Source organism: Aquimarina megaterium XH134, assembly GCF_000520975.1.
In the GTDB taxonomy this organism is placed as follows: domain Bacteria; phylum Bacteroidota; class Bacteroidia; order Flavobacteriales; family Flavobacteriaceae; genus Aquimarina; species Aquimarina megaterium.
Genome location: NZ_JACB01000033.1, coordinates 101289 through 122825 on the forward strand (window position 1 = coordinate 101289; position 21537 = coordinate 122825).

The following is a 21537-nucleotide window of genomic DNA, read 5'->3' on the forward strand; positions in this document are numbered from 1 at the left end:
CAATTTTTAAAAAAAGTATTCTATCTAAATTACTTTTTGTATTTCTATACCAAATTTTTATCCTAAAACATAGGTGTTTCCTGATATAATAAACTTAAAATAGGTTCATGAATTTTAACTTTTTAGGAATTATTTTTTGGCGTCTCATAATTTGAGATCATCACACATTAGTTTTACCAAAGTTTTCAAATAGGAAGCAACTCAAAAAAATAATGTTTAATTAAAATTCGATCAAAAAATGAGAAATTTAACAGGTAAGGAATTAAGAGAAACTAATGGAGGAATAGACGGTTTAGCTGCAGCTTTGGCTGAGATAGCAAGACAAATGGAAGCGATTAAGAAATTAGGAACGTTAACAGGAACTACCGATGATATACACAACTAGTATTGTGTATACTTGGATCTAAAATTTTAGACGATGAAAGATTTACAAAAATTAGGAAAGCCTTTGAGTAAGACTCAACAAAAGGAAATAAAAGGAGGAGCAGCAAGAATTCCAATTGGTGATATTGATGACTGTATATTTCCATTAGCACCACCGCCACCAGGATGTAACTGGCATATTGATATGAAAGCGTGTACGGCAAAACTTGTCTGTCTGGATCTCATTGAAATAAAATAATTTCACAAAGGCTATCAAAATAACTTGATAGCCTTTTTTATTTTTTTGTCACAAATTTCCCTTTAAAAAGAGTTTAAGTATGAGATTAAATATGTTTGGGAATAAAGTGAAATCATCTTAAAAAGTTTTGCATTTTAGTTTATAATCGATTCCCAAAAATTAGAATAAAAAGTTATATTTGCACTCTTAATTTTTCGGGATGTGGCGCAGTCCGGTTAGCGTACACGGCTGGGGGCCGTGTGGTCGCAGGTTCAAATCCTGTCATCCCGACACCAAAAGAGGTTCTGATAAAGGATCTCTTTTTATTTTATAATTGTTTGAGAGCCTGCTCTATACTCTGAACAGGAAGTTTACATGCTCCTTGTTGGCAGACATATATAAAAGTTGCATCTTCTATGTATTTGTTTTTAAATACAGGCAATGTACTTTCTTGGGTACTTCCCACAACAATAGCATTTGGGATGTAATATGAATTAAAAGTATCTGCTATAGAATCTGCTTTTTCTCCTACGATTACGATCTCATAAAAAGGATAAACAGTGTGAAGCTGTAAAGCGCTCCATTTAGAAAAATCTTTTGCGTTATCGGTTAAATAATCTGCCATAGAAGATAACATTTGCTTCGATTTTTCTGTAAGTTGGTTATCATAGTTGAGAATACCAAGTTTTTTTAGATTATGCCCCATAACAGCATTTGGTGATGGTATTACTCCATCATCAACTTTAATTAATGTAGAGATCAATTTACTTTCTTTGGTATACTTATACATCTTAGTCGCCGAATCTGTATAATGTGTTGTAGCGATAGTATGCAGAGCATTTGCACGATCCAGGTATTTTGTTTCCAGGGTCACACTATATAAATTGATGGTAGCATCAATAAGTAAAGCATAATCTTCTATAAAACCTTCTTGCTGCTTATCACCTTTTTTATAAGTATGAACCAGAAAATTGTTGTTGGTATTATTGGTATCAATAACATTGTAAAGTGCGATAGCTTTGGTAAGGTATTCTTTATTCCCAAAAGCTTTGTATGCATCAATAAATCCATTAATCAGTAGGGCATTCCATGAAGTAATCACTTTATCATCAATAGCAGGGGATACTCTTTTTTGTCTTTCATTAAAGAGCAATTCTTGCCATTTAGCTTTTAGGAGTACTAACTTCTCTGGTAAGATATTATTTTGAGCACCGAATATACTATCATTAGAAGATTGTTGTATACTAAAAGAAGCTTCTTTTTCCGAACCTTCAGAAGTTCCTAAATCATAATATGTAGAAAAAAGAGAATACTCTTCTTTTAAAATATGTTGTAACTCTTCTTCTTTCCATTGATAATAACCCCCTTCTTTTCCTTCGCTATCAGCATCTATCGCCGAGTGATATCCTCCATTTTGACTTTTCATTTCACGTTCTAAAAAGGCAATAGTCTCTTCTACAATGGTTTTATACTGTACTTTTTTATAAACCTTATATGCTTTAGAATAGAGGCTAATTAGTTGTGCATTGGTGTAGAGCATTTTTTCAAAATGAGGAACTTTCCAATAGGGATCGGTACTATATCTAAAAAAACCTCCGCCAACATGATCATAAATGCCACCAGAAGCGATGTTGTCTAAAGTATTTTCAACATGTCTTTTAACCGTGTCATTATGTGTTAGTTTGGCATAATCCATAAGAAACTCCAAACTATGTGGTTTGATAAATTTTTGATTTCCGAGATCTCCTCCCCATTTAGAGTCCCAATTTTTTTGCCAATTGTTCACGCTTAGATCAAGAGCATCTTTGGTTAAATGGGTATTATCATTTTTGGGTTCTATTACATTGGTAGCATGTATGCCCGACGAAATTTTATCGGCATAATCTGTTAGTTTTTGAGGATCAGTTTGATATAAATCAGTGATTTTATCCAGCACTTCTTTCCATTGTTCATTAGTATGGTAAGTACCACCATATACTGGTTTCCCATTCGGAAGAAGAATAACATTAAGAGGCCATCCACCATTACCTTGCATTAATTGTACAGCAGTCATATAAACATGATCCAGATCCGGACGTTCTTCTCTATCTACTTTAATATTTATAAAACGCTCATTCATTATCCGAGCGATATTTTCATCTGCAAATGTTTCTTTTTCCATGACATGACACCAATGGCAAGAAGAATACCCAATACTTACAATCAATAATTTATTGGTTTTTACAGCTTCTTCAAGAGCACTATCACTCCAGGGTTGCCAATCTACAGGATTATGTGCATGTTGCAATAAATAAGGACTTGTTTCATTAATTAAACTATTAGTATACGCATGGTTACTTTTTGATGGAGTATCCTTACAACCAAAAACAAATAGTAATAAAGTGAAAAAAGTAAATTTTAGAATTCGAGAAGTATTTAGCATTTCGTTACAAAAAGGTATATTTAGACCAAAGTACAATAATTTGTATAATATCCCTAAATACGATGCTCAGAGGTTTGTTTATATTAAGAAATGCATAGTGTAAGGCTACCCTTTAATAAATTATTAGAAGTTGTTTGTCTATAAAAACATGCTGTTTAGAGGATAAGTTTACAATAAAAAGAAATGTTCCTTATTTTCAAATTTCCTCAAAAAAGGAAGGTCTAATTTTTAGAATATGATGCAGAATACGGTTTACCTCTTACTACTCATTTTGATTTTTTCTGGTTGTTCAAAAGATCAGAAAAAAAATAACACTACTGTAGAAAAGAAACAAAGGACAACACTATTTGAAAAAGTTTCAGAAACTCATAGTACTATAGATTTTAAGAATAAGATCGAAGAAACATTATATTTTAATTTTCTTAATTATTCATATATCTATAATGGTGGTGGAGTAGCTGTTGGTGATATCAATAATGATGGATTAGAAGATATATATTTTAGTTCTAATCAGGGAACTAATAAACTTTACCTTAATACAGGTGATTTTGTCTTTGATGATATCACAAAGAATGCAGGAGTTACCGATCAAGAAGGTTGGTCTACCGGCGTTTCTATGATAGATATTAATGCTGATGGCTGGTTAGATATTTATGTATGTAAATCGGGCGCATTGCAGCATAAAGAAAAGAGAAAGAACAAACTTTATATCAACCAGAAAAATGGAACTTTTATAGAGCAGGCCGATCAATATGGTTTGGCTTCCAGTGCTTTTTCGACTCAGGCTTATTATTTGGATTTTGATAAAGATGGAGACTTAGATATATACTTGTTAAATCATAGGCCAGATTTTAATAATAATGTAACGATAGACCCTAGAATTCAATTTAACTATCATCCCGAAAGTAGCGATCAGTTATTTGAAAATAACAACGGAAAATTTACAGATATTACTCAAAAATCAGGATTGTTAAATAAAGCCTGGGGGCTTAGCGCATCTATTGGTGATTTTAATGAAGACGACTGGCCAGATGTTTATGTAGCCAATGATTTTTTAGAATCTGATTTTCTTTACATCAATAACCACGATGGCACATTTACCAATACCATCCTTAGTACGTTTGATCATATCACTGCAAATAGCATGGGGTCTGATTTTGCTGATATTAATAATGATCTAAAACCAGATCTGGTGGTTTTAGATATGTTGTCTGATGACCATAAAAGGGGGAAAGAAAATATGGCATCGATGAGCACCGAAAATTTCAATGAGTTGGTTAATGCAGGGTATCATCATCAATATATGTCTAATGCATTGCAAATCAACCTGGGAAATGGCATATTTAGTGAAATAGGGCAGTTGTCTGGGATTTCGAATACAGATTGGAGCTGGGCTCCAGTATTGGCAGATTTTGACAATGATGGATTTAATGACCTTTTTGTAACTAATGGGATCCTTCATGATTTGTCTAACCAGGATTTTAGACATCGAATGAAGACTAATATTCGTAATCGAAAAAAAGTAACATTAGATGAAGCAATTGGTATGATGCCTTCTACCAAATTAAGTAACAAAATGTTTCTTAATAATAAAGATTTAACGTTTTTACCCGTTACCAAAGAATGGGGGTTACAGGAAAAAGTGAATTCTAACGGAGTTGCCTATGCTGATCTTGATAATGATGGAGATCTCGATCTCATCCTTAACAATCAGATGGAAACTGCTAGTATCTATAAAAACAATCAGGATAATAATTATATATCGGTTGCACTTTCTGGCAGTGATAAAAACCCCAATGGCATTGGTGCAAAAGTTAATATCTATGCCAAAGATCAGCAACAATCAAAAATACACTATCCTGTGAGGGGATTTCAATCCTCTGTAAGCCAGCGAATACATTTTGGATTAGGAGATATAACCATAGTAGATAGCATAAAGGTACAATGGCCACAAGGAATGTCTACTACACTTCAAAATATAAATGGCAATCAATTGCTCGAGATCAATCAAAAAGATACAGCGTTAACTGTAGAGAAATCTAAAAAGCAACCGACACATGCCTTGGCTGTCATTGATGCTTCTCAATTTGGGATTCAGTATAAAAATACCGAGCGCAATTTTGATGATTACAAACTTCAGCTATTATTACCGCAAAAACAAAGCGAAAAAGGAAGAGCCCTTACTGTTGGTGATGTAAATAACGATGGAAAAGAGGATTTCTTTGTAGGAAATGCCAAGGGAGCCCCTGCTGCTATGTATATTCAGAAAGAAGATGGAACTTTTAGAGCTTCTAGTATTTCTGTTTTTCAGAATGATAAAGAATTTGAAGACAATAAGGCATTATTTTTTGATATAGATAATGATGGAGATCAGGATTTATATGTAGCAAGCGGAAGTTATGAAGATCAGGAAAATAGCGATTGGCTTATCGATAGAGTATATACAAATGATGGAAACGGTAATTTTACCAGAGATACTACCTTTCCTAAGATCAAGTCAATATCTTCTGCCATAGCGGTATCCGATATTGATCAGGATGGCGATCTCGACCTTTTTATTGGTGGAGGAGTAATCCCGGGTAAATACCCAATGTCATCACCTTCATATATATTAAGAAATGATCGCAGGAATTTTGTGAAGGTGACCCACCAAATGATCAAAGGACAGGAACGGCTAAACATGGTAAATGACGCTGTTTTTTCTGATTATGATAAGGATGGAGACGAAGACCTTTTGGTAATAGGAGAGTGGATGCCAATTACCATTTTTGATAATGATAAAGGAATATTGATTAAAAAAGATATAGACGCATTACAGCATACTTCTGGATGGTATTTTACGATACATCCTACAGATATCGATAGTGATGGGGATGTAGATTATTTGATAGGAAATATGGGTCAGAATACTAAGTTTCATCCTACAAAAGACAAACCACTGCACATTTACACCAAAGATTTTGATCAAAACCAAAGTCTGGATATTATATTGAGTAAAGAATCCAAAACAGGATTGCTATTGCCCGTGAGAGGGAAACAATGCTCCTCTGAGCAATTACCCATGCTAAAGAATAAGTTTAAAACCTATGGGGAGTTTGCAAACGCATCATTGTCTGATATTTATGGAGATAAGGACTTGAAAGAAGCAACTCATTACATGGCTAAGGAGTTTAATACTGTTATCTTGATTAATGATGGACAAGGTGATTTTAACATAACATCATTACCAGTACAAGCTCAATTTGGCCCAACTACAGATTTTATTGTCGAAGATTTTAATAAGGACGGAGTAAATGACATTTTTGGAGTAGGTTCTTTATACGAAGCAGAAGTAGAAACGATACGTTATGATGCTAATAAAGGATATTTCTTGCATAGAAACCAGGAAAAAACTCTAAGTTTTTCTGCAACATTACCGGCACTACACGGGCTAGAAATAAAAGCTGCAGAACATATCACGATCGGTGACAAAAAATACATCCTTATGCAATGTAAAAATACAGGGTTAAAATTAGTACCGATAGATTTTTAAACTCTGATATCATATAAAACACTTAACATATCCACAAAATTTGATGGAGCGATTTGGCATGCAAATCTGGATTCATTTTACTTCACAAACATAAAACGATTACCTACCTTAGTTATCTGGATAAGAAATATACTTACCAAAGTAAGCATACCTAAATAATGATGTAGTATTTTTTATAAAATAGCATAGAAATGATGAGAACACGTATGGGGACAGTAACCGATATCAAAGGAATTCTTTCCCTTCAGGAAAAGAACTTGTTTAGCAATTTAAACGAAAAAGAACGAGAAACAGGTTTTGTAACTACCCCATTTACCACTAATCAAATTGAAGAAATCATAAAACAAAACGGAATTTTCATTGCAGAAAATGATGATAATGTGATTGTAGCATATGCTTTTGCAGGAAATTGGGAATATTTTGAGCAGTGGGAGATTTTTAATGTGATGATCTCTCGTTTTCCGAAATTATCATTTGATGGGTATCAGATTTCAACAGAAAACAGTTTTCAATATGGGCCGGTTTGTATTGATAAGGAGTATAGAGGCAAAGGACTGCTAAATTTGATTTTTGAAGAAATGAGAGTCGAATTTGTGAAAAAATACCCGATTAGTATAACATTTATAAATAAAGTAAATGTTATTTCTGAAAAAGCACATACTAAGAAATTAGGTTGGAAAATAATAGACGAATTCGAGTTTAATAACAATACTTATATTGGGCTCGCTTTTGATATGAAAAAATCGGTGTTGTAAATCTATAGTACAAACATGGATCCAATTGATACATTAATACAACATTTTAGAGAGCGTATTGTTCTCACAGATCACGATGCACGTTGCGTTGGTGAATGTTTTCATGTAGTAACTTTAAAAAAGAAAGAAGTTCTGTTGCATACAGGGGAGGTTTCTTCGCATATGAGATATATTGCAGAGGGATGCCTAAGAAGTTACTATATGGATGAGGAAGCGAGAGAACATATCATTCAATTCGGAATAGATGGCTGGTGGGTTAATGATCTGTATAGTTACCTTACCAGAACTCCGGCCAAACAATTTATCCAGGCATTAGAACACAGTGTAGTGCTTCAAATTCATCGGGATACATTAAATCAATTATATGATCAGGTGCCGGCAATAGAACGTTTTTTTAGGTTTAAGTTTGAAAAAGCATACGTTGCTGTACAAGATCGTACACTCAACACTTTAAGTAAAACGGCAGAAGAACGATATTTTGAGTTTCGTTCAAAATATAGAGATATCGAACAGCGCGTACCACAATATATGATTGCCTCATATTTAGGAATGACTCCCGAGTTTTTAAGTGCGCTAAGAAAAAAAACTACAACATAAGCGTTTCTTAAGATACCTTAAGATTTTTAATATCAAATAGCAGTTAGTTTGTATCATAATAATTTTAAAAGTGGTACAAATGAAAAAAATCCTTGCCTTTTCAGGAAGTAACAACCCTGGGTCGATCAATCAACAATTATTGCTTGCTGCAATTCATAAAATCGATGAACGTAATGATGTACATCTCATACAATTATCAGAATATATAACTCCTATTTATAGCCCGGTTATTGAGGAGAAGGGCATTCCGAAACCTATAAAAGAACTTTTTCAACTTTTTACAGAAGCAGATGGATTTGTGATTGCTTCGCCAGAGCACAACGGACTTCCTTCGTCCTTTTTTAAAAACATAATAGATTGGCTTTCGAGAATCGATCAACGATTTTTTGGAGACAAACCTGTAGTCTTAATGAGCACTTCTCCTGGAGTAACAGGGGGAGCGTCTCATCTTCAGATTTTAGAAAAACTCTTCCCAAGATGGGGCGGGAACATATGTGGTATGTATTCTCTGGGAGATTTTAATAACAAGTTTGATGTAAGTAATTCGTCTATCCTGGATCCTTCAGAGAACGCAAAACTGGATAAAGTGATTACGACATTAATGCAATAAATATTCACTCTTTAAAAACAAAAAAACATGAAAAATTCAGAAAACAGTAGTGCAATAGTACGTGATTATTTTAATGCCTTTCAAAATGGTAATATGGATAAAGTATTAGATTTGTTTCACGAAAATTGCCTGATCGTAAGTGTACGTGACGAAGAACGTAAAAAAGACCAGCTTCATGGTACATACAGAACCAAAGAAGAAGCAAAGCAGTTTATTGCCAACATAGTTAATTCTTTTACAACCAAAGAGTTTAATGTAGAAAGGATAATCGCCGAAGGAAATGTCGTTTTTGCAAATGGAAAATTTTCACACGAAGTAAAAGCAACGGGTAAATTATTCATGAGCGACTGGGCTCAAGTAAGCATAATTGAAGGAGGGAAAATTAAAGAATATAGATTTTATGAAGATTCAGCAGCTTTTGTAAAAACTTCACAAAACTAAATTTTATGAACAAGATCATAATAAACCATCTTTTCGAGTTCTGGGAATATATAGGAACACAAGGAGGCTTTTTTAATAGAGAAGAGGGATATGTCTATACCAAACCCGAAAAAAACTCCTGGCCCAATAAAGTTTTTGGGATAGATCCAGAGATAGTAAACCTGAAGCAACTTTATGCACAAATGAAGAATGGGGCTTTACCAAAATCATTAGGAGTAGCTGAAAACGAAAATATAGAAAAACGACTATTACAGCACAATTTTGAGCAGCAATCAATGGTGAAAGCAATGTTTTTAGAGACCTCTAAAACTACGATGCCCGCAGATGATTTTGCAACGATAACACCAGTTGATAATGATAAAAAGGCGATAATATTTGCAAGAGTTTCATCAAACTCATTTGGATATCAAATACTCTCCGAGACTATAATTTCATTAATTAAACACCAAAAAAACATGCATCTTTTTTTAGGTAAACATAACGATGAATATGTAAGTTGTGGAATTATATATCATGATAAAAATGGATATTCTGGGATACATATGATAGGAACATTACCAGAATATAGAGGAATGGGATTAGGTAAAATTATGACCAACAAGCTATTGTTTGAGGCTTACCAAAATCAAAGTGATATCGTTTTTTTGGTAGCATCTACACCTGGTGAGCGAATTTATTCTAAAATAGGATTTATAACCGACGGAACACTAAAAAGCTACACGGTTAATACATCTGCATAACTATAGTTTTGTAGTGTTGCTAATAGTTTTTACATCCCTAAGTTATTGATAATCTTTGGTGTGAAAGGTAATGAAATGGCACATAGAACAAAGTGTATCAATACGAAAAAGTCGACCATATGATAGTGTTGAAATGTTAACCACATCTTAATAAGTTCGTATTTTTTTAATATATTAACACTTTATTAATAATTTAAAACTAACAATATGGAAATAATTGTAACCATTATTATTGGAGCAGTAGCAGGTTGGCTTGGAGGTACCATTTACAAAGGTGGTGGTTTAGGTCTTATCGGAAATATTATAGTTGGAATCGTCGGGAGTTATGTAGGATACTGGCTTTTGGGAAAATTAGGAATTCACCTGGGCACCGGCTGGATTGGTGCTATACTTACCGGGGCTATCGGAGCGATAATCATTCTGTTCTTGCTCAATCTAATATTTAAAAAACGGTAATCAATATATACTTTGATCATATAGGTGTATCATCAATATGAAAAAAGATAAGTTTTGATACTTATAATCATACAAAAAGCTACCAATATAGGTAGCTTTTTGCTTTTAGATCAATAAAGATAAACTATTGGGTATACTATAGGTAAAATGTACTCAATGCTTTTGGATAAATTAAGGTCGGTGTAGTATTTTAGATTAAAAATAGTATATTAAGTATTTAATATACATATAAACAAAAGTATAAAGGACACATGGCTTTTATATGATTGTTGTGTAGCATTACAGTTGAATGAATTTCATTAATTATTATGGGTTAAGAAATGCTAAAAAAATTAAATCAGGCGATTTCACAAGACAACATTGAAGAAGTAATAAAAATAATAGAAAACGGTGTTGAATTGAAACCAAAAGATGAGTATTGGCAATCACCACTTTTTGAAGCTGCTAGAACTGGGAATATTGACATAGCAAAAACCCTCCTAGCAGAAGGAGTTGATCCTAATTATCAGGATTATGCTGGTATGACGGCATTATATTTTGCTGTTTATGGAAGGGACGCAGCTATGGTGAGGTTATTATTAGATAATGGTGTTAAAATAGATGTTAGAGATGGGTACGAAGACGAAACACCCTTGTGCGTTGCGGTTAACTCTAATAATTTTGAAATTATAGAACTATTACTGAATAGTGGTTCTGATCCACATCAAGATTTAATTACCAGGTTTCGCGATATAGCAGCAAGTATTAACAATACCGAATTAAGAGAATTAATTTATAAAGCCCGAGGACTAACTGATGATGAGTTTATTCTTTATGAGGCTGTTAGATCTGGTGACGTCAGAAAATTAAGTACATTCAGTGAACAAGTTATCAATTCAATGATTTGCCCCTGCTATAACCAAACGTTGCTACACATAGCTGCATCCCATGGGCACCTTGAAATTGTTAAAAATTTAATTACATTAAATTTTGAAATTAACGCTAAAGATTCGCGAGGTTACACTCCTTTAATAGAAGCATTAATAGGCAATTATGATCGTCTGGTAGAATATTTAATACATCAAGGAGCTGATGTAAATCTTATTTCGAATAAATATTCTACACTTTATTGGGCCATATTTAATGATATGGAAAACGTCGTAAAGCTGATACTGAAAAGTAACTTAGATTCTCAAATCCTTCAAAAGGAATTTCCGCAGGCAATTAGAAAAGCCAATATAGAAATAGTCAAAGCATTTTTAGACGCTGGTGTCGATACGACAATATTGGATTCGCAAGGTTATACTCCCTTAATCAATGCAATACAAGGAGGGAATTGTGATCTTGTAAAAAAAATGATCGAAATAGGCCTTGACATAAATGAATGTGACGATGAAGGTTGGCATCCTTTACTCCATGCTACAGAAAATTCTGAAATGGCAAAACTACTATACGAGTTTGATGCTGATCCCTGGATAAAAAATAATAAGAACATGTCTGTTTTTCATGGAGCCTGTATGAATGGTTTGGTCTGGTTAGTGAAAGATTTAATTCTAAAAAAGCCTGATGTTGTCAATGAAAAAAGTAAAGATGGCTGGTCACCATTACATTATGCTGCATGGCATGGTAGGGTAGAGATCGCTAAAATTTTAATCGATAAAAATGCGAATATTGACATCACGGATAACAGTGGAGAAACTCCACTTGAGATCGCAATAGGTAAGGAACATAATGAATTAGTTGATTTTTTGAATGATTATCATAAAGGTTAATTTGCTATGATAATCTTATAGTTGTGATAAAAATGATTACACAACAATTTTTATATTACATATGCGACATAAACACACTATACAAGAGATATTTGCGGAATACAGTAAATAATGGTTTGAATGGACGTATATGGTTTGGTCATTTTCGAGATGGATTATTTTATAGTATTGATGAAATGCTTATAGATAAATTAGGTTAATCCCTCGAATGCTGCAAATAAATGCGATTAAAAAGCTCGCTTATTTGGATTGTTGTATTACATCTTTATAAGTGAATGAAATTTGTAGATGGAAGTACTTAAAAACATTATCCAAAAATAATTATGGCAACTCTATTTTAAACAAACAATCTTTTGATATAAATGTACAATTGTATTTTACCTTATTTCTTAACATGAACAAAATATTATTTATATTACTTTTCTTATCGGTAAGTAGTAAAACTGTTGGGCAAACGTATAAAGACTATGAAAAGGCTATAGAAAATGCCGAGAAAGTCGAAAGTTTAAGTTTGGTTTTCAAAGATGATGGTTCTGATTGTATTGATAATAGAATTTTGAAACTAAAGAACCTAAAAGAACTAAGTATTCGCTTTGAAACTAACAGAGAAATACCCGAAGTAATCCTTAAACTCCCAAGTCTGCAATATGTATATCTGCATTTGGGAGATAGATCTAATTTTCCAGTTAGGATATTTAGAATACAACAATTAAAACTACTCGATATTACCTCTGATAAATTAACATCAATACCTCCTGGAATTGGACAACTACATCAACTGGAACGTTTAAGTATTCATAGTTCAAAATTAGAAGCTTTACCAAACGACCTAAATAAATTAAATAGCTTAAAGTATTTGAGTATTTCTAGTAGATACAATTTAGTTTTCCCAGATACATTAGACGGTTTGTGTAAACTTGAAGAGTTTAATTGGGGGGAAGCATCCAGATTTCCAAAAGAAATATTTGAGATACACTCCCTTAAAAAATTGAGTTTTGGGTCCCCTTATTTTCAATCTTTACCCAGTGGCTTTAAAAACCTTACGAATTTAGAAGAATTAAGTATTAGTGGAGGTACTTTACATTTTTTTCCAGACGATATATGTAACTTAAAGTCATTAAGAATATTAGATTTACACTCAACAAAATTTGAGACAATACCGTTATGTGTTTCCGAAATGCCTTCGTTATTGTCGATAAACCTACAATTCAATACGCAGTTTAATGATTTTAACAGCTTGATAGAAATACTCAAAAAAACAAATTCAATTGACTGGGTACATATTGATGGAACACAGTACAACGAGGAAATTTTGAATACAATGAAAAAAGAATCTGTCAAAATTGATGTTATCCATTTGTATGAATAAATGATTATAATACGATATTAACCTGCAATATAGAAGATCATTAGTATACCTTAGATATAAACGCAACCTTTTCTTAAAAAGGGATCTATATAAAAAACGAAAATGGGAAAATATTTTTTACTGTCAATTTTAGGAATAGTACTTTTAAGCTGTTCAAATGACGATGATAATTCTCAAAACACAGAATTTGTCGGAAAAACTTTTGACTATCTTTTTTTTGAAACCGAACAAGAATGCATAGATGCGCAAACTGACCCCAATTTTTTTATAAACTGCCATCAGGAATTAAGTTTTGTCGATAATGAGAATGTCGAAATACTGTTTACTGACATAAAATATTCTGCAAATTATAAAGTCGGAAATAATAAAATAGTAATATATTCATCATCAAATATATTAGAATTTCAAAATGATATTATTTTTGAAATCATAAACGATTCTTCTCTAAAATTCGTAGACAATAATACGATATGGAAACTACGAACAGGAAATTCTATCTGGAATTAAAAATTAGTATAGGGCGTAATAGTTAAATGATAATCTTATAAATAGGAGAAATCGCACACACATTCTGGTATAATAATGATCTGTCGCATTAGAACGCTTCTTACAAAAGTTAGAAAAAGCACTGCCCAGAACAATGGAATTTCTTAAATTAAGGACTCCTATGAAAACAATAACACTCCCTATTGAATTAACTCCTGATGAACATACGTTTACTAACCTATACTATTATCAATCCACTAGAGAACAAGATAAACAACAAATCAAACTCACAAAAAATGTCTTTAGTTTTTTAATTGATGGCCAAAAGGAGGTTTTTACAAATAATTCATCTGTCTTAATCGAAAATTCTAGTTTTCTATTAATGAAATCGGGGCATTGTTTAATGACAGAAAAACTCTCATCAACACATAAAAATTATAAAAGTGTATTGTTGTTTTTCTCTAATGAAGAAATATTGCAATTCATTCAGAAATTCGACATCAAAACGTCTAATAGCAATATACTACAATCTGCATATTCATTTCAATATGATCAATTTATAAAAAACTATGTAACTAGTTTAGTTGATATTTCGAGATTGGCACCAAGTATTCAAAGAAAAATGATTCAGGCAAAATTTGAGGAAATTATGATCTATTTAGTAGAAACTAATGGGACAGATTTTATAAATTCGATGATGACTCATCAAAGTAACTCCTTTCAAAATTTTCTTAGTGTGGTCGAAAATAATAAGCTGAGAAAAATGACATTGAAGGAGTTGGCTTTTTTATCAAATATGAGTGTATCTACATTTAAACGAGAGTTTGAAAAACACTTTCATCAATCACCCAGTAAATGGTTTTTAGATAAAAGGTTAGAACACTCGGCTTTTATGTTAAAAAATAATACTAAGCGACCATCAGAAATCTATCAGGAGATTGGTTATGAAAACCTTTCGAATTTTATACACGCATTTAAAACAAAATTTGGTGTTACCCCAAAACAGTATCAACTAGATTGAACTTTTAGCACTACTTTTTGACCTAAAATAAACATAATGTTCTCCTCTTTAACTCATAATTTTGTATGTATAATTAAATATAAACCATTATGAAAAAATCATTTTTTATTTTAAGCATACTGCTTACCATATCAATATCTTCATTTGCGCAAAAGACATTTACATTAACCAGTACTTCTATAGGTGGAGAAGCAACTGTTAATGAAGAATTTAATGGGTTTGGTTGTACCGGAAACAATGAATCCCCGCAGCTCTCGTGGAAGAATGCACCAAAAGGCACAAAAAGTTTTGCAATAACGATGTACGATCCAGATGCACCAACAGGTAGTGGATGGTGGCATTGGATTGTATTTGATATCCCCGAAAATATAAAAGAATTAGTATCGAATGCTGGTAATATAAAATCAAATTTAGTCCCAAAAGAAGCCATACAAAGTATTACAGATTTTGGAGTAGGGGGATATGGAGGACCTTGCCCTCCCGAAGGACACGGGATACATCAATATATCATTACTGTTCATGCCTTAAAAACCGATAAACTGGGGCTTAACGAAAACACAAATCCTGCAGTCGTAGGGTATTATCTTTGGAATAATACTATAGCCAAAGCTAGCATGGTGATGTACTATCAAAGAACCAAAGAGTAGGAGGGATGAAAATTGATCGTATTGATCATATAGTCTTAACAGTAAAAGATATAGAAAAAACAATTCAGTTTTATACTACTTTAGGAATGGAAGCTAAGGTTTTTGACAAAAATAGAAGCGCTCTCACTTTCGGAAACCAAAAGATAAACCTGCATCAAAAAGGAAAAGAATTTGAACCAAAAGCTAAAAATCCAACTTGCGGATCAGGAGATTTATGCTTTATAGTATCAACCGAAATCGAGTCCGTCAAAATTGAATTAGAAAATAAAGGGATTGATATCGTTACTGGGATAGTGCATAGAACGGGAGCTATGGGGGAAATACGATCAATCTATATAAGAGACCCTGATCAAAATTTAATCGAATTAAGTAACTACGAATAAAAACTATTACCCATTACATATAAAATAATTGATGAAGCGCAAATCATAAAAGTTTGCGCTTTTTTAATACATTTATAATACCTAGTGTAAGTGGTGTAATGCTATTAACAATTTGTATGAAGGCAATAGACAATTTTTATTTTGATAAAGAAGAACCAATTAAAAGTTGCCTTTTGGTATTAAAAGCTATAATAACCGATTATAATTCCGAATTTGAGTCGAAATGGTATTACCGCTTACCTTGCTTTATGTATAAAAATCAGATCTTTTGCTATTTATGGGTAGATAAGAAAACACAATTCCCTTACATAGCAATTGGAAAAGGTGTAAAAATTAACCATCCAGACTTAATTCAGGGAAAAAGGACGTTTACAAAATTATTAATGATTGACCCGAATAAAGATATTCCGATAGAAAAGATTCATAGCATATTTGATATGGCAATGGAACTTTATACTGAAAAATAAAGCCAGTGAATAGCATCTTAGGCGTATTGCTGATTAACTACCTTACGTTTTTTAAACTAAATGTTATGTGTTCACGAATAAGAAATCGATAATGATAATAATACAAAATAATTGTTACAAACATTTATAAACATAAAAAAGGTAGCTTACATATTGTCTATGACCTGATAGAATTCTTCTTTAGTGTAATAACAACTAATATTAATTTCAATATGCGCACTAAAAAACTTTTAATCTTACCCGTTTCTTTATTATACCTTTTGTCTATTCTAGTTTTGGGCTGTGTTCAAAAAAATAATTCTAAAGCAGAAGTAGAAAAATCAGCAGATCTTGTAAACCCCAAAGATTGGCCAAGCATTAAAGCACTACCATTAGATCCGGTGATCGAAGCACAAATAGACGACCTATTGCCAAAACTTACACTAGAACAAAAAGTAGGTCAGGTAATTCAGGCAGACAATGGATCTATTACGCCAGAAGAGGTTAAAAAATATCGTTTGGGCTCTGTTTTAAGTGGTGGGAATTCTGCACCCGGGCCATTACCTTATGCAGATCCAAAAACTTGGTTGGCAATGGCTGATGAATACTACAATGCATCGATTGATGAGGAAGGTGTTGAAGTTGCGATACCATGTATATGGGGAATAGATGCAGTACATGGTCATGCTAACCTTATTGGAGCAATAATTTTTCCACATAATATTGGACTCGGTGCGATGAACAATCCTGACTTGATGGAGCAAATTGCATCAGTAACTGCTCATGAGCTTACTGTATCTGGTCATGATTGGACTTTTGCTCCTACTTTAGCAGTACCCCAAGACGTTCGTTGGGGTAGAAGTTATGAAGGATTCTCTGAAGAAGCGAAGATTGTAAAGTCGTATGCAGATCGTATTGTTTATGGATTGCAGGGCCGTTTCGGCGAAGCCGATTTTATGGGAGATGGTCGCGTTATATCTAGTGCTAAGCACTTTCTCGCTGACGGCGCAACAGAAAAAGGTGTTGATCAAGGTGATGCCCTTGTTAGTGAAACAGAATTACGTAATGTGCATGCGGCAGGTTATTATAGTGCTATACCTGCAGGTGTTCAAACAGTGATGGTTTCTTTCTCGAGTTGGCAAGGTAAAAAACTCCATGGCGAGAAAGAACTGTTGACAGATGTCTTGAAGGAACGACTTGGTTTTAACGGTTTTGTGGTAGGTGACTGGAACGGTCATGGCCAGGTTCCTGGTTGTACAAATACAGATTGTGCGCAGTCGCTGAATGCAGGCCTGGATATGTATATGGCCCCTGACAGTTGGAAAGGTTTGTATAAGAGCACATTGAAGCATGTAAAGAATGGAACAATTCCAATGTCCCGCTTAGATGATGCAGTACGTCGTATACTTAGGGTAAAAATTGCTTCGGGTATATTTACCAAAGGAGCACCGAGTACACGTAAAAATGCAGGAGACGAAAACCTTTTGGGGCTACCAGAAAATAGAGCCATCGCACGCCAGGCGGTTCGAGAGTCGATGGTTTTGCTTAAAAACAACAACAGTACTTTACCGATTGATGCTATGAAAACAATTTTGGTAATTGGTGATGGAGCAGAAAATATCTCTAAGGCATGTGGTGGTTGGACATTGTCCTGGCAGGGAACAGGTCATACTAATGATGAGTTTCCCAATGGTGACTCTATTCTTGATGGTATTAAAGAAGCAGTTAACACAGCAGGTGGTAAGGTAATTTATTCAGCTAATGGAGATACCACCGTGAAAGCTGATGTTGTAATTGCTGTATATGGAGAAGATCCATATGCTGAGTTTCAAGGCGACAGAGAAAACCTTGACTTTATTCCAAATGGTTTTGATGTAAATAAATTGGCAGAATTTCAAAGTAAAGGCATTCCTGTTGTATCTGTTTTTCTATCAGGCCGCCCGCTATGGTGTAACCCTGAAATAAACAAATCAGATGCATTTATCGCAGCATGGTTACCTGGTACTGAAGGAGGAGGTATTTCAGATTTATTATTTCAAAGAGATCCTTCTTTTGATTTTACAGGCCGTCTATCATTTTCATGGCCGGCAAGTGCCGTAGTATCAGAAGATAATGAACCGTTATTTAAATTAGGTTATGGCCTTTCTTATAATAATAATATAACGGTCAATCAACTTTCTGAAAATTCTGGCATAGAAAATAATAAAGTAGTATCTACAGGCGAGTTTTTCAGTAAAGGTGCTCCTGTTGCGCCTTGGGGATTATGGTTAAACTCAGGCAATTTGGTCAAACAAATTGCTAGTTTTCCAACATCTGTTGGAGGGCTAATTATAAGTAAGACAGACCACATGGCACAAGAAGATGCATTAAGAATAAAATGGTCTAAATCAGATCGTGATCAAATGCGGGTCAGTACGGCTTCACCAAGCAATATGTCTCGCCAAGCAAATGGAGCAATGGAACTTACTTTCTCTGCAAAATCATTTAAAGCAAAGGAGGCAGTTGTCGAAATTGGTATGTGTGATAAAAATTCTTCTTGCGATAAAACTCTTAATATCAATATCGCTGCCGATCATTGGCAAGAATATCGAATAAGTCTAAGCTGTTTTGATAATCTTGGTGTTGATATGACCAAAATAAGCTCTGCATTAATGATTACCGCAGGAGAAGGCGTAGATATTGGACTTAGCAATATTCGCTTAGAATCAGACATTGATGCTAAGCCTGGATGTAAGGGTAAATAGAGTTTTTATGGTTTAATGAAAGCAATATTAGGTATGTCAAAAAATGATAAGATCAAAATATTTATATTTGGGTTAGCACTAATCTGAAACGTATTGCTTATTATCTGCCTTATGTTTCTTATAGATACCGTTACCTGTAATAGATAAAACTTAGAAATATATGCGTTTACTAATTAGTTGTTTTTTCTGGTGTCTACTAACTCCTTTTATAAGTTGGAGCCAGAAAGTAGATGAGCGTCTCAAGTATCTAGAACAAAAACCTCCATCCCTAACTCCAGAGATATTTGCACCTGGTCTTATTTCTAAAAATACAGAATCAGAATTTGGCTCGGTTTTCAATACCGAGGCAACAGAATTTTTCTATGGGGTAGATATAAATGGAAGAACTGAAATAAGATATTCAGAACTTATAAAAAACAAGTGGAGCAAACCCAGAACTATTTTATCTCATGATAAGTACGGATTTAATGACCCATTTCTTTCTCCAGATGAAAACAGATTATACTTTATCTCAGAAAGAACATTAGACGGTATGGGAGCCAAACAAGATCACGATATATGGTATGTAGAAAAAAAGGGCAACGAGTGGTCAGAACCTATTAATGCCGGACCCAATATCAACTCTAATAGAAATGAATATTATATTTCATTTACAGCAACCGGAACGATGTATTTTTCATCCAACAAAATAACTGCTAACAAAAAGCAAAACGACTTTGATATATATGCCTCTAAAAGTATTAATGGAGAGTTTCAGAAAGCGATTACACTAGGAGATTCAATTAACACTTCAAATTACGAAGCCGATGTTTTTGTTGATCCAGAAGAAACATACGTTATTTTTTGTGCAAGACGACCAGAGGGATTAGGTAGAGGTGATCTTTACATTAGTTTTAAGAATACCGATGGTACATGGACAAAATCTATCAATATGGGAGAAAAAATCAATACAAAAAACCATGAACTCTGTCCTTTTGTTTCAAAAGATGGTAAATATTTCTTCTATACAAGTAATCAAGATATATACTGGGTAAGTACTAAAATTATCGATACATTAAGAAAAAGCAAGTAACGTTGTGGGGAATCAGACAAATGGATAAAAAGATATTAGATCGTATAAATCTTGACTTTTGTGGTGAACAAAAAGATCGAGTAATCGATGAACTTTCTTCAATAGAATTAAAACATGTAATGGCTGACTCAGAGTATAATCTAGAAAACACAAGATTATCAATTTTGAAATTAGCAAAAGGAGATCTTAACGAGGTTATTGAGTTAACGAAAAGGGCGAAAATTGACTTTCGCGATATAATATTGTGGGCAACACAAGAAAAAAAAATATAGAAAGCATACGCATAATATAGTTCATCGCTATTCGTAGAACGCTGTTAGTAATTAAAACAAAAATGTCTCAAAACAAAACAATTAGCGAGTCGATACACAAGACGATATCATTAGGAAAAGATGATTTTTTTCTTCAATATGGCAAACCTTGTATAGAAATTGGCATGTTGATTAAAGGCGTGATGAGAGGGTTTGTGTATGATAACGAAGGCAATGAAATCACTACTCATTTTTATCAGGAAGGAGATATGATTATTGGTAGTTATATTCCCAAAACAAATGTAGTCATGTCTGTTGAAGCTTTAGAGAAATGCGAAATTTCTGTTGCAAATTACTCAGAAGTGATGTCTTGGGTTAATAAAGACAAAAATATTACCGAAATAGTGACAAACGCGTTCCAAAGACTTAATAAACAGTTACAATCAAGATTAGTGTCTTTGTTAAATTTGAACTCTGTAGAAAAGTATACACTCTTTTTAAAAGAATACCCCAGTTTAATCAATCGAATTCCGCATTATTACATTGCAAACTACTTAGGTATTACTCCAACGCAATTAAGCAGAGCACGAAAACAATTTATCGACAAATGTAAATGAGAAAAAAATAACGTATTTGTTCCTTTGTATCAAGAAATAGTATAAAAGAGAAGCAATATGGAAAAGCATTTTGAACTCACAGACGAAGTGTTTAAAAATCAATTTACGCAGTGTACACTTAATCCAGAAATTTTTAGTCACGAAGCACATTTACGATTGGCGTGGATTATGATTAATGATCACGGTATTGAGCAAGCCGAAAAAAAGATACACGAACAGTTACAGCATTTTGTAGAACTTGTAGGAGCAAAAGACAAATACAACAAAACACTAACCATTGTTGCAACCAAAGCAGTGAATCACTTCATGAATCAATCAAAATCTGATAATTTTAAAGATTTTATAGTTGAGTTTCCGCTGTTAAAAACCAATTTTAAGCAACTCATCAATAGTCATTATAGCTTTGATATTTTTAATTCGGAAAAAGCAAAAACAGAATTTTTAGAACCTGATGTACTTACTTTTGATTAAAAGCAGTATGGTAAGATTAGAATCTGTGTTAAACCGAAAATAACATCTTTTCCATAGTGAATGACATAAAATAAATACAAATTAATTTACTTGGTTAAGTAACATTTTACCATGTTAAGACATAT

General features: G+C 33.2%; 22 protein-coding genes and 1 tRNA gene. 22 read left to right on the forward strand and 1 reads right to left on the reverse strand.

Annotation, left to right across the window (positions count from 1 at the left end; genetic code table 11):
- Positions 1-238: 238 nt before the first annotated feature.
- The 3 genes from Z053_RS31595 to Z053_RS0117815 all read left to right on the forward strand — a co-directional run bounded on the left by Z053_RS31595 (position 239) and on the right by Z053_RS0117815 (position 892).
- Complete coding sequence (locus Z053_RS31595; protein WP_159025531.1) at positions 239-385, forward strand: hypothetical protein; 147 nt, start codon at positions 239-241, stop codon at positions 383-385.
- 63 nt (positions 386-448) lie between these two features.
- Positions 449-622, forward strand: a complete 174-nt coding sequence (locus tag Z053_RS31600; RefSeq protein ID WP_160170119.1) for a hypothetical protein — start codon at positions 449-451, stop codon at positions 620-622.
- A gap of 195 nt (positions 623-817) precedes the next feature.
- Positions 818-892: transfer RNA gene (locus Z053_RS0117815), tRNA-Pro, on the forward strand.
- A 37-nt stretch (positions 893-929) separates the two neighbouring features.
- Here the strand turns inward: Z053_RS0117815 and Z053_RS0117820 are convergent.
- Positions 930-3023: a thioredoxin domain-containing protein gene (locus Z053_RS0117820; RefSeq protein WP_025666345.1), complete on the reverse strand. Its 2094-nt coding sequence runs from the start codon at positions 3021-3023 to the stop codon at positions 930-932.
- A 235-nt stretch (positions 3024-3258) separates the two neighbouring features.
- Here Z053_RS0117820 and Z053_RS0117825 point away from each other — a divergent pair, with 235 nt between their 5' ends.
- From Z053_RS0117825 to Z053_RS0117915, 19 genes are all read left to right on the forward strand, one after another.
- Positions 3259-6555, forward strand: coding sequence for a VCBS repeat-containing protein (locus Z053_RS0117825; RefSeq protein ID WP_025666346.1), 3297 nt, complete (start codon positions 3259-3261; stop codon positions 6553-6555).
- Between the two features lie 191 nt (positions 6556-6746).
- Positions 6747-7310 (forward strand): GNAT family N-acetyltransferase, encoded by a 564-nt coding sequence (locus tag Z053_RS0117830; RefSeq protein WP_051476091.1) that lies wholly within the window; start codon positions 6747-6749, stop codon positions 7308-7310.
- A gap of 15 nt (positions 7311-7325) precedes the next feature.
- Positions 7326-7907 (forward strand): Crp/Fnr family transcriptional regulator, encoded by a 582-nt coding sequence (locus Z053_RS0117835; RefSeq protein WP_025666348.1) that lies wholly within the window; start codon positions 7326-7328, stop codon positions 7905-7907.
- 79 nt (positions 7908-7986) lie between these two features.
- On the forward strand, positions 7987-8517 hold the full coding sequence (locus Z053_RS0117840; RefSeq protein WP_025666349.1) for an NADPH-dependent FMN reductase: 531 nt from the start codon (positions 7987-7989) through the stop codon (positions 8515-8517).
- A gap of 27 nt (positions 8518-8544) precedes the next feature.
- Positions 8545-8958: a nuclear transport factor 2 family protein gene (locus Z053_RS0117845; RefSeq protein WP_025666350.1), complete on the forward strand. Its 414-nt coding sequence runs from the start codon at positions 8545-8547 to the stop codon at positions 8956-8958.
- A 5-nt stretch (positions 8959-8963) separates the two neighbouring features.
- On the forward strand, positions 8964-9698 hold the full coding sequence (locus Z053_RS30310) for a GNAT family N-acetyltransferase (protein ID WP_025666351.1): 735 nt from the start codon (positions 8964-8966) through the stop codon (positions 9696-9698).
- Positions 9699-9905: 207 nt separating this feature from the next.
- Complete coding sequence (locus tag Z053_RS0117855) at positions 9906-10154, forward strand: GlsB/YeaQ/YmgE family stress response membrane protein (RefSeq protein ID WP_025666352.1); 249 nt, start codon at positions 9906-9908, stop codon at positions 10152-10154.
- 320 nt (positions 10155-10474) lie between these two features.
- A complete protein-coding gene (locus Z053_RS0117860) occupies positions 10475-11905 on the forward strand; it encodes an ankyrin repeat domain-containing protein (protein ID WP_025666353.1) in 1431 nt (476 codons plus the stop codon).
- A 394-nt stretch (positions 11906-12299) separates the two neighbouring features.
- Entirely contained in the window at positions 12300-13274 is a 975-nt protein-coding gene (locus Z053_RS0117865) for a leucine-rich repeat domain-containing protein (protein ID WP_035096373.1), read from the forward strand.
- Positions 13275-13376: 102 nt separating this feature from the next.
- Positions 13377-13781 carry a hypothetical protein gene (locus Z053_RS0117870; protein WP_025666355.1) on the forward strand — a complete coding sequence of 135 codons (405 nt, stop codon included), beginning with the start codon at positions 13377-13379 and terminating at the stop codon, positions 13779-13781.
- Between the two features lie 160 nt (positions 13782-13941).
- Positions 13942-14781, forward strand: coding sequence for a helix-turn-helix domain-containing protein (locus tag Z053_RS0117875; RefSeq protein ID WP_025666356.1), 840 nt, complete (start codon positions 13942-13944; stop codon positions 14779-14781).
- Between the two features lie 89 nt (positions 14782-14870).
- Complete coding sequence (locus tag Z053_RS0117880; RefSeq protein ID WP_025666357.1) at positions 14871-15428, forward strand: YbhB/YbcL family Raf kinase inhibitor-like protein; 558 nt, start codon at positions 14871-14873, stop codon at positions 15426-15428.
- A 5-nt stretch (positions 15429-15433) separates the two neighbouring features.
- Positions 15434-15811 (forward strand): VOC family protein, encoded by a 378-nt coding sequence (locus tag Z053_RS0117885; protein ID WP_025666358.1) that lies wholly within the window; start codon positions 15434-15436, stop codon positions 15809-15811.
- 116 nt (positions 15812-15927) lie between these two features.
- Positions 15928-16278: a DUF1801 domain-containing protein gene (locus tag Z053_RS0117890; RefSeq protein ID WP_025666359.1), complete on the forward strand. Its 351-nt coding sequence runs from the start codon at positions 15928-15930 to the stop codon at positions 16276-16278.
- Positions 16279-16490: 212 nt separating this feature from the next.
- On the forward strand, positions 16491-19001 hold the full coding sequence (locus tag Z053_RS0117895; protein WP_025666360.1) for a glycoside hydrolase family 3 protein: 2511 nt from the start codon (positions 16491-16493) through the stop codon (positions 18999-19001).
- Between the two features lie 160 nt (positions 19002-19161).
- Positions 19162-20073 carry a TolB-like translocation protein gene (locus Z053_RS0117900; protein ID WP_025666361.1) on the forward strand — a complete coding sequence of 304 codons (912 nt, stop codon included), beginning with the start codon at positions 19162-19164 and terminating at the stop codon, positions 20071-20073.
- Positions 20074-20093: 20 nt separating this feature from the next.
- Entirely contained in the window at positions 20094-20345 is a 252-nt protein-coding gene (locus tag Z053_RS0117905; protein WP_025666362.1) for a hypothetical protein, read from the forward strand.
- Positions 20346-20407: 62 nt separating this feature from the next.
- Complete coding sequence (locus Z053_RS0117910; protein WP_025666363.1) at positions 20408-20941, forward strand: Crp/Fnr family transcriptional regulator; 534 nt, start codon at positions 20408-20410, stop codon at positions 20939-20941.
- Positions 20942-20998: 57 nt separating this feature from the next.
- Positions 20999-21412 (forward strand): hypothetical protein, encoded by a 414-nt coding sequence (locus Z053_RS0117915; protein ID WP_025666364.1) that lies wholly within the window; start codon positions 20999-21001, stop codon positions 21410-21412.
- Positions 21413-21537: the final 125 nt, after the last annotated feature.